This is a genomic window from Anaerolineales bacterium (genome assembly GCA_016928575.1).
Classification (GTDB): domain Bacteria; phylum Chloroflexota; class Anaerolineae; order Anaerolineales; family RBG-16-64-43; genus JAFGKK01.
The window spans coordinates 20,667-35,292 of the sequence record JAFGKK010000122.1 but is presented as its reverse complement, the minus strand read 5'-3'; the positions used below and the strand labels follow the sequence as shown (position 1 = coordinate 35,292).

At 65.9% G+C, this 14,626-nt stretch carries 9 protein-coding genes and 1 tRNA gene; 6 read left to right on the top strand and 4 right to left on the bottom strand.

Translation table 11 applies throughout. The features are described 5' to 3' along the window. Positions 1-14: 14 nt before the first annotated feature. Positions 15-87: transfer RNA gene (locus tag JW929_14770), tRNA-Thr, on the bottom strand. Positions 88-298: 211 nt separating this feature from the next. Between JW929_14770 and JW929_14765 the strand changes: the two genes are divergently transcribed. After that, on the top strand, positions 299-778 hold the full coding sequence (locus JW929_14765; GenBank protein ID MBN1440668.1) for an HIT domain-containing protein: 480 nt from the start codon (positions 299-301) through the stop codon (positions 776-778). A gap of 42 nt (positions 779-820) precedes the next feature. Then, positions 821-2,815, top strand: coding sequence for a protein kinase (locus JW929_14760; GenBank protein MBN1440667.1), 1,995 nt, complete (start codon positions 821-823; stop codon positions 2,813-2,815). 431 nt (positions 2,816-3,246) lie between these two features. Here the strand turns inward: JW929_14760 and JW929_14755 are convergent, their stop codons facing one another. The 3 genes from JW929_14755 to JW929_14745 all read right to left on the bottom strand — a co-directional run bounded on the left by JW929_14755 (position 3,247) and on the right by JW929_14745 (position 7,269). Further along, complete coding sequence (locus JW929_14755) at positions 3,247-3,933, bottom strand: hypothetical protein (protein ID MBN1440666.1); 687 nt, start codon at positions 3,931-3,933, stop codon at positions 3,247-3,249. A 13-nt stretch (positions 3,934-3,946) separates the two neighbouring features. Continuing rightward, on the bottom strand, positions 3,947-5,992 hold the full coding sequence (locus JW929_14750; GenBank protein ID MBN1440665.1) for a glycosyltransferase family 39 protein: 2,046 nt from the start codon (positions 5,990-5,992) through the stop codon (positions 3,947-3,949). Positions 5,993-6,288: 296 nt separating this feature from the next. Next, positions 6,289-7,269 (bottom strand): cation transporter, encoded by a 981-nt coding sequence (locus JW929_14745; GenBank protein MBN1440664.1) that lies wholly within the window; start codon positions 7,267-7,269, stop codon positions 6,289-6,291. Positions 7,270-7,443: 174 nt separating this feature from the next. Here JW929_14745 and JW929_14740 point away from each other — a divergent pair, with 174 nt between their 5' ends. The 4 genes from JW929_14740 to JW929_14725 are packed head-to-tail and all read left to right on the top strand — an operon-like array spanning position 7,444 to position 14,532. Then, positions 7,444-9,693 (top strand): glycosyltransferase family 39 protein, encoded by a 2,250-nt coding sequence (locus JW929_14740; GenBank protein ID MBN1440663.1) that lies wholly within the window; start codon positions 7,444-7,446, stop codon positions 9,691-9,693. A gap of 24 nt (positions 9,694-9,717) precedes the next feature. Next, positions 9,718-12,561: a hypothetical protein gene (locus tag JW929_14735; protein MBN1440662.1), complete on the top strand. Its 2,844-nt coding sequence runs from the start codon at positions 9,718-9,720 to the stop codon at positions 12,559-12,561. Further along, a complete protein-coding gene (locus JW929_14730; protein MBN1440661.1) occupies positions 12,528-12,992 on the top strand; it encodes a hypothetical protein in 465 nt (154 codons plus the stop codon). The genes JW929_14735 and JW929_14730 overlap by 34 nt, the downstream gene beginning before the upstream one ends. Next, positions 12,982-14,532 (top strand): acyl-CoA carboxylase subunit beta, encoded by a 1,551-nt coding sequence (locus JW929_14725; protein MBN1440660.1) that lies wholly within the window; start codon positions 12,982-12,984, stop codon positions 14,530-14,532. The genes JW929_14730 and JW929_14725 overlap by 11 nt, the downstream gene beginning before the upstream one ends. Positions 14,533-14,626: the final 94 nt, after the last annotated feature.

The window sequence follows — 14,626 nt, the reverse complement described above, 5'->3', positions numbered from 1 at the left end:
CGGTTGTTAACGCAAGCCGACGACGGGAATCGAACCCGTAACCTACCACTTACAAGGCGGTTGCTCTGCCGATTGAGCTACGTCGGCGTAGTTAAAAACGCCCCGGATCGGGCTAGCCGATTATATCAGACAGGAAAGGCCCTGGCAAGGTTTCGCAATCCATTCCGGGCTGGGAAAACCCCGAAAAAACAGCCTGAAAACGCGGACGCCGACCCGAGGCGGAAGGCCAGCTCGCCCGTCCCCCAAAAGCCGAGTCGGGGGAAAGCCAAAATCGGACCGCTTTGATACAATCCTGCCTATGAAGCATCTGTGGTCCCCCTGGCGGAGAAAATACATCGAGGGTCACGGGACGGTGCAGGCCTGCATCTTCTGCGAAGCCCTCCGGCAAACCGACGAGCAGGCGCTGATTCTCGCCCGCCTGCCGCGAGCCTTCGCCATCCTCAACCGCTACCCGTACACCGGCGGGCACCTGATGGTCGTCCCGGTCGCGCATGAAGATGCGATCGACAAACTGCCGGAGGAAACCTGGCTGGAGATGTTCGCCCTCACCAAACGGGCGCTGGCCGCGCTGCGCAAAGTCTACCGCGCCCCGTCCTTCAACCTAGGAGTGAACCTCGGCGAGTGCGCCGGCGCCGGGGTGGCCGGCCACGTCCACCTGCACGTCGTTCCGCGCTGGCCGGGGGACACCAACTTTCTCTCGGTGCTGGGCGAAGTGCGCGTCCTGCCGGAAAGCTTGGAGGATACCTGGACCAAACTGCGGGCGGGGTGGGAACCCTAAGGGTTCCCAAGGGTCGGGACGCCGCGAGGCAGGAGACTCCTTATGAGCGAAAAAATCGCGCGCTACGAAATCCGCCGCGAAATCGGCCGCGGCGGGACCTCCACCGTCTACCTTGCCTACGATCCGAACTTCCAGCGCGAAGTGGCGATCAAAGTCCTGCACCGCGACCCCCAAAAGAATCCCTCGCTCTTCGAATGCTTCCTGCGGGAAGCCCGGGCCATCGCCTCGCTCGAGCATCCGGCGATCGTCCCGGTCTACGATTTCGGCGAGGACGGCGGGCGGCCGTTCCTGGTGATGCGCTACCTCAGCGGCGGGTCGCTGACCGAGCGCATCCGCCGCGGCCCCTTCCCCATCGCCGAAGCCTCCAGGATCCTTCAGCGGATCGGCGGCGCGCTGGACGCAGCCCACGCCAAGGGAATCGTCCACCGCGACCTTAAGCCCTCCAACATCCTGTTCGACCAATCCGGAGAGGCGTACCTGACGGATTTCGGGATCGCCCTGATTTCGGAAACCACCAATTCGCTTGCCGGATCGGCCGTCCTGGGAACGCCCTCCTACATGAGTCCCGAGCAGATCCGCGGCGAATCCGCGGTGGACGGCCGGGCCGACATCTACGCCCTGGGCGTCGTGCTGTTCGAGATGCTTACCGGCAAAACCCCCTACGAGGCCGACACCCCGGACCAGGTGATGATGATGCACCTGGCCGATCCGACTCCGCGCCTGACCGAAGCCCGGGACGACCTTCCGGAAAGCGTCAACAGCATCCTGATCCGGGCGCTGGCGAAGGAACCCGAATTCCGATTCCAGAACGCCTCGGAGATGAGCAGCGTGCTGGCCGCCGTCGCCGCCTACCGGAACCCCGCCGGCGCGGCGTACTCCCAGACCGACAGGATTCTCCAGGAGACATCGATCACCCGCGTGGACTTGGAAGCCGACAAGAAGGAACGATACGGCGCGCTGTTGCAGAAGCAAGCCGCGCGGTCGATCGCGCCGAAAGGGCCGTCCGGGAAGCGGTCCCCGGCCAAAACCGGCGGCTTGATCGCCGGAGGGGTAATCCTCATCGGCGTCCTCGCCGGCGGAGTGTTCCTGATTCCGCAGATCATTCCCCCGCCGCCGACCGCCACGCCCACACCGACGGCGACCCACGCGCCCTCCCCGACCGCCGTCATCCCGCTGAAAAAAACCGCGCCGGCCGACGGCGCCTTTGTCAACACCGGCCCGATTCTCGCCTGGAACACCGAAAGCGGCGCGATCAACTACGAATACTGCGTGGACCAGACCGACAACGACCTTTGCGACGGGCCGTGGGTTTCTCCGGAATCTGCCTCCACCGCCCTGCTGAAAGGTCTGGCCAACAACGGCACCTATTACTGGCAAGTGCGGATTCAGGCCGACAACCGTTTCGTCTACGCCGACGGCGGAGCGTGGTGGAGTTTCACCGCGCGGATCCAAACCTTCGCCGACGTGCCGATCGACCATCCGCGGTGGGAATACATCGAAGCCCTTTACGCCGCGAAGTACACCGGAGGATGCAGCACCAATCCGGTGAAATTCTGCCCCGAGGATCCGGTCACCCGGGCCCAGATGGCGATCTTCATGCTGCGGATGAAATACGGCGCGGATTACGCTCCGCCTCCGGCGACCGGCAAGGTCTTCGCCGACGTGCCGAAGGACCATTGGGCCGCCCCCTACATCGAGCAGATGTATGCGGAAGGAATTACGACCGGCTGCGGCGTCAACCCCCTGATTTTCTGCCCAAATCAAGAGGTGACCCGGGCGGCGTTCGCGGTGTTCATCCTGCGGACGAAGTACGGCGCGAAGTACGAACCCCCGGACGCCAGTCACTTCTTCACCGACGTTCCGGTGGAAGGCAAGGAATGGATGGAGGAGTGGATCGACCAGCTCTATCGGGAGGTCAGCGCGGCCGCCTGCTCGACGGATCCGCTGATGTTCTGCCCCGAACGCTCACCGACCCGCGCGGAAACGGCAGAACTGCTGGTGCGGGAATTCAACATTCCTCTGCCGCAGGGATTCTGAATCCGCACATTTTCCAGCGGACAAATACCGCCAAATCATTCCCGGGCAGATTCCCTTCGCGATTTGAAAGTCGCAAGCGGATTGCTTTTTCTTTCCCTCATCGGTTTTCCTTTCTCCTCAGCCTCCCCCTCATCTCTTTGTTCACAGTCGCGGGGCTGGGAATCCGGTCCCGGGGCAACTCCTGGAAAGGTACCCGAACCCGTCCCGAGAAGCTATCCCGAGCGCCCGCCCTCGCGCCTGCCCTCGCGCCCGCCCTCGCGAAGCGAGGGAAGCGAGGGAAGCGGGGTTCGAAGCCGGGGTCCAGTGATTATTGAAGATTTACTGGATGCCGGCTCACATCATCCCCGGCAAAGCACACGCCGAGGGCAGGCGCCGGCATGACGATCGCCAGCTGAGAAGTAACAAACCGGTTTACCAATGGAATTCTTCGACTACTCGTCTGCCTCCCGGTCATCCGGCGAAGAGATATCGCCTTCCGTTTGACTCCCCGGCGGCCCGAAGTTTTGAACCCGGAAAAAACCGACTGCCAGGCCGGCCGCCAGGACCGCGGAAAGGACGATCACCGTCCAGGCGGCATCCCAGCCGCACACCAGCCAGGCCGCCGCCCCCAGGAGAGAATAGACCGCGCTTCCGATCAGGCAGGTGAGGCGGACAATATCCACCCGCATCCGATGCGCCAGGAACGCGGCGATCCTTTCCAAAAGCCCGGCGCGCTCCAGGCGTTCCGAGCAGTGCGCGGCGTAGACCGCAGCCGCAATGCCGAGGGCGAGGAAGGGGAAGGCGATCCACCGCGCGCTTTTCTCCGTAATGGCGGTCCGGAAAACCAGGCTGAGAACGGCTAACGCCGCGCCGAGCAGGATCCACTCCGCGTAGGCGACCCTGATTTCCTCCATCGGCCGGCGGGCTTTCCCGGTCAAAAATCCGTACCCCTCGAAGGCTTCCGGCCGGCCCGCCGTCCCGCCCGGCGCCGTTCTCCGTCCGGCAAGAATCCGGAACGCCCCCGAAACCAACGCGGCCGAGGAGGATCCGCCGGGGGACCGGCGCCAGCGCAAATAAAGGAAGAACGCCAGCACCGCTAGCGCCGTCCCGATCACGGTAAGGATCAAAGGATCGTTCATACTGGTTCCGCCGTCATCCCGGCACGCTCACGTCGTAATACAGGAAGACCACCGTGCCGTCCCAATTGTACCGGGCGCCCGCGCTTCCCCCCGGGAAATCCGCCATCACCCGGGCCAGCTCTTCCTCCCGCTCGACCGCGATGACGAACAAGAGGCGGGCGCCGGTGATTTCCGGATTCTCTGGCGATCCGTAGGGTTCCATGAGATACACCGCCTGATATCCCGGGACCAGGTAGGTTTCCGAAGTGACGGTGTGGGAAACGACATACCCACCGGTCAGGCACACCACCTGGTAGGAGCCGCCGCGTTCCGAGAGCAGGGCGACAATGCCGTCCGCCACCGCCACGCCCGCGCCCGCGAAATCGTATTTCCCGCGGAAGCGGCTGCCCGGCAAATACTCGGCGAAGGCGAAGTGCAGGTTGTCGGCGGCGGCGAACAGCACCGCCGCCGCGGCGAGCACGGCCGCCGCCCGGCCGGCGGCGGGGACCATCTTCTTGACGCGGGCCGCGACCTCCACAACCGCGAACGCGGCGATCAGCGCGCATCCCGGCGCGGATCCGACATACCGTTGCGCGGAAGGAGAACTTTCGGTGAGCGCGCCGATCAGACCGAAGAGCCCGATCCAGCCGAGCAGCAGCCAACTCCGCGGATCCCGCGCCCGCGCAAGCAGCAGCGCCGCTCCCAGCAGAAACAGGGCGGCCTCCACCGGACGCAGCAACGGAGTCCCGGGGCGGTACCAAGCCGCGGACGGAATAAACGTGAAGGCGCCGAATCCGCGTTCCAGCTGGCCGAGGATCACCTCCCCGGCGCTATCGCCGGCCGATTTCACCGCCAAAGAAAACCATCCCGGCCGGAAAACCGAACTGATCAGGGAATGGGCGCCGGCCTCCTGCGGACGGGCCAGGGTGAAGAAGAGGATCGGCAGCGCGGCGGCCGACGCCGCCGCCCATAGGCCGGCCCATCCGCCGGCGTCGCGCCGGAAGCGCGCCCGGTCGCCGCAGAACGCCGCCGCCGTAGCCCCGAGCGCGAGGATCCACATCAAACGGGAGGGCGCGTAGAAGAACTGCCCCAGCCCGAGCGCCAGTCCGGCGAGCAGAAACGCATTCCGCCGCCCGCTTTTCCAGGCCTGCCAAAGCGCTCCGATGAACGCCGTATATCCGAGGCCATCCCAGATATTGTTCATCCCGATCCGGCTGAAGACGATGTGGAAAGGGGAGACGGCCAGCAGGACGGCCGCCACCGCGCCAATCCGATGTCCGAAGAACGCGCGGCCGGCGAGGTAGAGCAAGCCGACCGTCAGCGCCCCGGCCGCCGCGGATGTGATCCGCAGCGCAAGGACGGTCCGGCCGAGCAGACTCACGGAAACGGCTTCAAGGAAAAAATACAGCCCGGGGTAGGAATGAAATCCGACGGAGCGGAAGAAGGAATCTGCGAATCCGTTCAGGAAGAGCAAGGCATCCGTGCCGGTGAGTCCCTCGTCGGCCGAAAACGGCGGAAGGCCGATCCAGGTGATCCGCAGGAAAAAGGCACATAGGCCGAACAGAAGCGCCCAGGCTGCGGCCTTCCACGCGTTCGATCCGCCCGTTCCCCGGGACGCGAACCCGGCAGCGGTCAGGACGATGCCGGCGCCCCAGGAGAGGAGCGCAACGGCGTGATTCAGCATCCGCGGCCGGTCGCCGGCGGCGGCCGCGCCCAGCAGCGCGAACGCCGCCCCGCCGGCGATGAGGGGAATCTGCGCCGGGGAGACGCCCAGGCGCGCGGCAAGGGCCGACCAAAAACGATCCGGCGCGGACGAAATCCGGGTGGCGACAAACCCCGCGGCACCGATCAGGACCGCCGCGACGCCGAACCCGAGACTGATCCAACCGGCCGAGGGATACAAGCCGGGAACGGGCGGCCCCCCGAGTCTGGACAACGATTGGAGGAAAACCCCACTCGCGGCACAGAGGGCCGCGCCGATCAGAATCCAAAGCAGGGGCACGGACGGCAATCGGAGAATCGAAAAAACCCGCCGGGCCGCTGAGGCGCGGGACGGTTCGGCGTGCAGTAGAGGTTCCAAACCTTTTTCCCGCGCGATGGGAGTTCTCCGCGGGGCGCGTACCTGCCCCCGTTCCGGGTTTGTCGTTCTCCGGGAAGGCATCATGCCGTCGATCCAATCATCGCCGAGCACCTGACCGTGCAGGTATCTGTGCACGCATTATCGCGGATCGGGGATTTTTTTCCTGCGCACGTAATCCGCCAACTACCCCAAACACGCCTCCCAACAGGCCGCGGGCATGAACCGACGAGCGGATTATCGCGGAGAACCTGCCGCTCTGCGGGCCCGGAGACAACGCCCCTGCGGGTCTTCTCCGGTCATCGCGAAGCCCGTCGGCGGGCGGGCTTGGCGGGCGGCCGCTTCGCAGTCCCGGCGGACTCGGGCGACTCGGCCGACACGTCGCAATACAGCGTATCCGGCTGGCAATTCTCGCATTCCATCTGCAGGGTGGCGTGCCGGATTCCGTAGCGGTCGCACAACAGCCGGGCGATCGCCGCTTGGACCGCCGCGCTTTCACGGACGGTGATATCGTCCACCCGAACGTGGGCTGAGAGCATGCGCAGGCGGCGGGTGATCGACCAGACATGCAGGTCGTGCACTCCCCGGACGCCCTTGACCTTCAGCAGATCCGCCACCAGGCGCTCGAGGTCGACATCGCCCGGCGCGCCCTCGAGCAGGATCTGGACCGTCTCGCGCAGGATGCCCCAGGCGTTCCACAGGATGAGGACCCCGGTCAGCGCGCCGGCCAGCGCGTCCCAGCCGTTCCATCCGGTCAGCGCGATCGCGGCGCCGGCGGCGACCGCCCCCAGCGTGGAAAAGACGTCGCCCATCAGATGGACGAACGCACTGCGGACGTTCAGGTCGCCCTCGCTGCCGCGCCGGATGAGCAGGGCGGTGGCCAGGTTGATCGCGAAGGCCAAAGCCCCCACGCCGGCCAGGATTCCGGGCTCCACCTCCGGCGGCTGCAGCAGCCGGCGGTAGGCTTCGGAAAAAATCCCCAACGCGACCAGCACCAGCCCGGTGGAATTGACCAGCGCGGCGAGGATCCCCGCGCGGTGGTATCCGTACGTCTTGCCCGCATCCGCCGGACGAAGCGCCAGACGCATCGCATACCAGCTCAGGCCCAGGGCGATCACGTCGGTGACGTTGTGGGCCGCATCGGTCAGCAAGGCCAGGCTGTTGCCGAACAGGCCCGCGGCGGCCTCCGCCGCGACCAACGCCACGGTCAATCCGGCGGCGATCCCCAGCCGCCGCGAAAGCGATCGCCCCCCTTCCTGTAGATGTACGTGTCCGGCCATCCCATTATCCTTCGGCTTGCAGCCGGATTATATCTTCACCCCGGCCGGCCTTCCCCGGCCGATCCCGCGCCGCATCGCCGGCCAAATCCGCGGCCGTCCGGCCTAGGTACGCCTTTGGGCGGACGAGGCCTGCCTGCGCTATAATCCGTTTCGAAACCCGCGAAGAAAGGGAATATGGACAATCCCGGGCTGACAACCGCACTTCAAATCCTGCCGGGCCTTGCCGCGGCGGCCGGACTGGCGTGCCTCCTCTTCATCCAACGGCGTTGCCTTCCGGGCTTGCTCGGATTTCCTGAGCCTCTCGCCTCCGCGCCGGGACCCTGCGCGGCCTTCGCCGCGCCGAAAGCGGCGGCCAAACGAGCCCGAAAGGCGGCCCGGCCAGCGGCTCCCGCACCGGAATCCGCTCCGCCGCCCACCGGCGCCGCACCGGCCGAAGCCCCTCCGCCGGTCGACATCGAACGGCGTCGGTTGGGCACAGCGCTGGTGTTTGTGGGTTTCTGGTTCGGTTTCCTTTCCCTCATGCTCCGGGCGGATCTCCCCGCCGACAACCCCAACGCCTATCTCCCCTTTCTCGGGATCGGATTGCTCCTGTTTATGGGCGGGATGCACATCGCCTCGCGTCTGGACCGCCGGACCGTTCTGGATCCGCCGCTGGAATGGGCCGCCGCCCGGCTCGGCACGCGCCCGTCGCAGGTGGTCTGCCTGGGCGGGGGCGTCCTGCTGGCCGGCTTGGCGACGGTCGCCGCCGGAACCGCTTCGCTGATGATCAGCCCGCTGACCGCGATACTCGCCTGGCTCAGCGGGATCGCGCTGGTGATCCTGGGCGGCTGGGATTTCGCCCCCCGCGCCGGGAAAGCAACCCTTTCGAAGGACGCACTGTTGTGGGCGGCGGGCCTGACTGTGGCCGCGTTCCTGCTGCGGGCCGTCCTGGTGGGGCAGATTCCGGTCATGCTCAGCGGCGATGAGGGCTCGACCGGGATGGACGCCCTGCAATTCCGGACCGGCGGCGTCGACAATCCTTTCGGGATCTTCGGCTGGCATCCCTTCCCTTCGTTGTATTCCTTCATCGAGTCGCTGGGGATTGCGGTCTTCGGCCGAACCGCCGCCGCGCTGCGCTACCCCTCGGCGCTGGCCGGAGCGCTGACCGTCGGCGGCCTGTACCTTTTGGTGCGGGCGATGTACAGCCACCGGCACGCCCTCGCGTCCGCGTTGTTCCTTTCCGCCCTGCACCTGCACATGCATTTCAGCCGGCTGGGCGTGATGAACACCTGGGACGGCCTGTGGTACCTGATCACCCTGGGCGGGCTGTGGTACGGCTGGACCAGCGGCAAGCGGGCTTATTGGATTTCGGCCGGGCTGGCAATGGGCATCGGGCAGTATTTCTACGCCACCTCCCGGACCCTGTTCGTAGCGGCGCCCCTCTTGCTGGGCGCCGCCGCGGTGTTCGACCGCGCCAAGTTGCGCCTCAACCTCCGCAACCTGATTCCGATGCTGGCCGCGCTGACCGCCGTCCTCCTGCCCCTGGCTTGGTGGATCGGCACCCATTTCGACCATTACATGGCCGACGTGAGGACCAATTCGATCCTCGGCGAATGGATGGAGATCGCCACGCGGGAAAGCGGGCTTCCGGTCTGGCGGATTCTACTCGACCAACTGGAGTTGGGATTCGGCGGATTCTTCAGCGTCAACCTATCGTTCTGGTACCGGCCCGATCAGCCGATCCTGCGCACCCTGCCGGCGGTGTTCTTCATCTTCGGGCTGGCGATCCTCTGCCTGCGCCTACGCGACACGCGCACCTGGGTCCCGCTGTTGTGGCTGGCGGCCTACGGAATGGTCGTTTCGCTCAGCGAGAGTGCGCCCGCCGCCCAACGCCTGCCCGGCGTGGGCGCCGCCTGCGCCCTGGTGGTCGGCTTCGGCGCGGTGGAATTCGTATCGATCCTCGCCAACCTTTTCCCCGCGCGCCAGCGCCTGCTCGGCGTCGCGGCGGTCCTGCTGGTGGGTATCCTGGCGGTCGACGATCTCCGCTTCTACTTCTTCGATTTCACGCCGAACAGCACCTTCCTGGGGAAATACGACTTCGTCGGGGCCGGCGGGGAAGTGGCCCGCAAGATCGTCGAACAGCTCGAGGACGAAGAAGGCGAATGGGAAGTCGTCTTCTTTAACAACGGGCTGATGGGGTTCTACTCCAATCCCGCGCTGCGCTACCTGCTGCCCAACGCCGAGGGAATGGACCTCGAAAACGACTGGGGCTCGCCCGAAAATCCGGAAGTTCCGGAGGGCAACCTGTATTTCGTCTTCATGCCCGGCCGGGAATCCAACATTCCCCTGGTGCAGGCGGATTTTCCCGGGGGAAGCCTGGGCGAGGTTTATGCGCCGGATGGAAGCCTGCTGTTCACCTATTATGTCCGCCGGAGTCCGCTTTAGCGGCAAAACGCGAAACGGCCGGCGATGACGGAGCAACTCACTCTGGAATTCGCGGTATTCCTTCTGGTATTGTTGGCGATCGCGGCCGCGTTCGACCTGTGGCTGATCCGCGCCTGGAAACGGCGGCGCCGGCATCCCCGCTCCGACGGAGACGGCAAACGCCGGGCCGGATCGCCGGCGCAGCGATCCGGCGGGAATGCCGGCGAGCCGCCGAATAAGACCGCGGTTCGCTGCGGGCCGATCCCGCCCGCTTCAACGCCGCCCCGCAAGCCCGCGGTCCCGGGAAGCCAGGCCGCGTCCGACGACTCTCCTGCACGGGAGGCTTTCCCTTTGACACGAGACATGCGATCCTCCAAAAGCAAACGCGGCGCCAAAACCGTTTCCCAAAAGGAGTCCCTCGCCGCTCCGTCCGCCAAAACCGGCCGCACGACGCACGTCAACATCACCATGGACCTGCCCGAGGGCGAAAGCATCCGGGTGACTCTGGAATCCTCGGCGGGCGGAACGCGCTTTGTCCCCGAGGCGCAGGAGGCCGCCGCGCGGCTTCCATCCGGGGCGGCGCAGGCGGCGCGGACGGGGTTTTCCTTCCCGGCCGTCGGATCCTGGGTCGCTTCGTTTTTGCGCGGCCTGCGGCCCTCCGCCGGCTGGCTGTTCACGCTGGCGCTGGTCCTCTACCTGCTGACCCGCCTGATCGGCCTGACCCGCTGGCCGATCTACTTCTTCACCGACGAAGCCGTGCAGACCAATTTCGCCGCCGAACTGGTGAACCGGGGATTTGTCTGGTCGGAGGAGGAAGCGATTCCCGTCTTCTTCGAGAACGCCGGCCAATACGAAATGAACCTCAGCGTGTACGTTCAGCTGATCCCCTACCTGCTGTTCGGAAAATCGGCCTTCGTCACCCGCGCGGTTTCGGCGCTGATCACCCTGCTGGCGGCCGCCGGCGTGGCGTGGATCCTCAAGTACGCCTTCCGCCTGCCGCTGTGGTGGAGCGGGGTCCTTTTGCTTTCGATCGTCCCGATGTGGTTCCTGCATTCGCGCACGGCCTTCGAGCCCGGCGAGGCGATCGCCTTCTACGCGATGTTCCTCTTCTTCTACTCCCGCTACCGCGACGGCCGGCCGTGGATGCTGATCCCGGCCCTGGTCCTCGGCGCGATGGCGGCCTACACCTACAGCCCGATGCAGGTCGCCATGGCGGTCACCGGGGCGCTGCTCCTGCTTTCCGATTTCCCCTATCATCTGCGGCATTGGCGCACCGCCCTGGCCGGATTGGCCGTCCTGATGATCCTGGCGATTCCTTATTTGTGGTTCCTGCACGTCCATCCCGATGCCAACCGGGACCAGCTGGTGATCGTCAGCTCCTATTGGGTGGACGAAGTCCCGCTCGGCCGGAAGCTGGGGATGTTCTTCGACCAATACCTGCGCGGGCTGGATCCGCGCTATTGGTACCTCGCCGATCCGCCGGAAGGCGTCCATCACGACATCGTCCGGCACCTGATGAAGGGCTACGGACACATCGCGCTTTGGAGTCTGCCCTTCGCGGCGGCGGGCCTTCTGCTCTGCCTGGTCAACATCGGCAAGCCGCCGTTCCGCCTGGTGCTCGCCGCGCTGCTGGCGGCCCCCACCGGCGGGGCGGTGGCGCAGATCACCATCTCGCGCACCCTGGTGATGACCATCCCGGCGACTCTGCTCACGGCGCTGGGCGTGAGCTGGCTGCTGGCGCTCCTGGAGCGGCCGGAGGATCCGCCCTTGCCGGAATTTCTGGAAGGTTGGAAGGCGCTGATCGCGCGCCTGGCGGGGGCGCTGCCCGCCTTGCGCGATTCGCTGGCCGCACGGATTCCCGGGCTCGGCCTGGGCGCGCTCCTGCGCGAGTGGCGCGAACGGACGGCGCAGATCGCCGCCGCGTCGCCGGGATTGGCCCGGTTTCCGCGCACGGCTCTGGCGCTCGCCTTGTTCCTGCTGCTCGGATCAGCGAACGTCTACATGCTTTGGGACGCGCTGACCCACGGCCCAACCTGGTACCAGAATTACGAGCTGTACGGCATGCAGTACGGCGGGGAACAGTTGTGCGCCGCGCTGGAGCAGTACCGCCTGGAGCATCCGGAAGCTAACTTGATCGTGTCCTCCTCCTGGGCCAACGGATCGAACGAGATCTTCGACTTCTTCCTGCCCCCCGGCTTCGCCTACCGCACCGGAACCGTCCTCGAATACATTCAGGAATACATCCCGATCGGGCCGCAGGACGTCTTCGTGATGACCTCCGAGGAGTATCACGTGGCGCTCGACAGCGGGAGATTCTCCGACGTCCGGATCCTCCAAACCCTGGAATACCCCAACGGCCAGCCCGGTTTCTACTTTGCCCGCCTGACCTACGCCGCCGGGATCGAGGAGATCATCGCGGCCGAAAAGGCGGAGCTGGCGAAACCGGTCGACGAGACGATTCTCCTGGGCGGCGAATCCGTGCGGGTGGTGCACTCGCGGTTCGATATGGGAACCCTCGCCGCGGGGTTTGACGGGGACCTGTTCTCGCTGATGCGGACTCAGTCCGCCAATCCGATGGTGCTCGAGATGTATTTCCCGGCGGCCCACGCCTTCACGCGGGTGAGCGTCCGGGTGGGCGGCGCTCCGACCCGGCTGGTCGTCACGCTCCATCCGGCCGCGGGAGGCGATCCGTTGTCGTATTCCAATACGGTGGAACGCGCGTCCGATTACCGCGACGTGGAAATCCTTTTGCCCGCGCCGGTGGAGAGTTCCCGCATCCGCTTGGAGATCGAGACGGTGGGCGAAGGGGAGCCGACGCACGTCCATGTGTATGAAGTGCGGCTGGAGGGCGAGGGATGGAAAAACGGCGTCGCCGCCCCTTCTTCGTAACTCTCGTCCTGGATGGCGTGTTTCTTCTGGCGGGGGGCTGCTTCCTACAATCCGGCCAGGCGTTTCTGCGCTACGGGCGGCACGAAGGATATACGCTCTCAGTTCCCGCGTGGTACCTGCCGCTGACCGGCGCCTTGTGGGGAGGGCTGTGGCTCGCGCTGGGGATCGGCTTGGCGCGCCGGCGGGAATGGGCGCGGCGGGCGGCGCTGATCGCCATTCCCTTGCACCTGTTGTTTTGGCTGGCGGATTGGCGGCTGTTCAGCCGGTCGGAGATCGCGATACAATCCTTCGGGTTCGATTTGGCCCTGCGGCTGGCCGCCGCGGGGTTCGGCGCATCGGTTCTGCTGCTTTCCGGCCGGTGGGATTGGGCCGGAAAGGCGGAAGCCGAGTCGGAACCGCCACGGGAAAGCGGACAAACCCATGTCGAATGACCAGCAGGTAAAAAAACTCCATCTGGCGCGGGAGCAGGCGCGGCAGGGCGGCGGCAAAGAGAAGATCGACGCCCAGCACGAGCGCGGGAGACTCACCGCCCGCGAGCGGATCGACCTGCTGCTCGACAAGGGATCCTTCCGCGAACTGGATCCGTTCGTCCAGCACCGCTGCGATCATTTCGGCATGGACCGCAAGCACTATCCGGGGGACGGCGTGGTGTGCGGCTGGGGAACGGTCGAAGGGCGGCTGGCCTACGTCTCCTCGCAGGATTTCACCGTCATGGGCGGCAGCATCGGCGAAGCGCACGCCGCGAAGATCTGCAAGCTGTATGATCTGGCGCTGAAGAACGGCGTTCCGGTGGTGTGCTTGAACGATTCCGGCGGCGCCCGGATCCAGGAGGGGGTCTCCTCGCTGGCCGGATGCGCGGAGATCTTCCTGCGCAACACGCTGGCCTCGGGCGTGATCCCCCAAATCAGCGCCATCCTCGGGCCGTGCGCCGGAGCGGCGGTCTATTCCCCGGCCCTGACCGATTTCACCTTCATGGTTCAGGGCACGGCCCAGATGTACCTGACCGGCCCGGACGTGGTCCGCGCCGTCACCCACGAGGACGTGACCGCGGAGGAACTGGGGGGAGCAGGGGTGCACGGCAGCATCTCTGGCGTGGCCCACGTGACGGCGATGAACGACGCCGAATGCATGGAGCGGATCCGCAATCTGCTGCTCTACCTGCCGCAAAACAACCTCGAGGATCCGCCCTGCCGTCCCACCAACGACGATCCGTTGCGCACGGAAGAGGCGCTGGACCGGATCATCCCGGAGGATCCCCTCAAACCCTACGAGATTCGCGAGGTGATCCGCCTGGTCGCCGACAAGGGGGTTTTTTACGAGATCCAAGAGGAGTATGCCCAGAACATCGTCGTCGGATTCGCGCGGCTGGCGGGGCATTCGGTGGGGATCGTCGCCAACCAGCCGGCGGTGTTGGCCGGCTCGCTTGACATCAACGCCTCGGCCAAGGCCGCCCGCTTCGTCCGCTTCTGCGATTCGTTCAACCTGCCGCTGGTCACGCTGGTCGACGTTCCCGGATTCATCCCCGGCACCGCGCAGGAGCACGGCGGCATCATCCGCGCAGGCGCGAAACTGCTGTACGCCTACTGCGAAGCGACGGTGCCGAAGGTCACGGTGATCACCCGCAAGGCCTACGGCGGGGCGTACATCGTGATGAGCTCGAAGCCCATGCGCGGGGATATCAACCTCGCCTGGCCGAGCGCCGAGATCGCGGTGATGGGGCCGGAAGGGGCGATCAACATCGTCTTCCGCAAGGAGCTCGAAGCGGCCAAGGACAAGGACGCGCGGCGCCGGGAGCTGGCGGCCGAATACGCGGAGAAATTCGCCAATCCCTACGTGGCCGCCTCGCGCGGCTACCTCGACGACGTCATCGAACCGCACGAAACACGGCCGCGGCTGATCAACGCCCTGGCGATGTTGGCCAACAAGCGGGATTCCCTGCCGAGCAAAAAGCACGGGAACATCCCGCTGTAAGGTTGTCATTGCGAGGAGGCCCCGCGCCTTCCCCGAGCAGAGCGAGGGGAAGCGGGGCCGACGAAGCAATCTCACCCGCAAGTCGAAAAGCGTC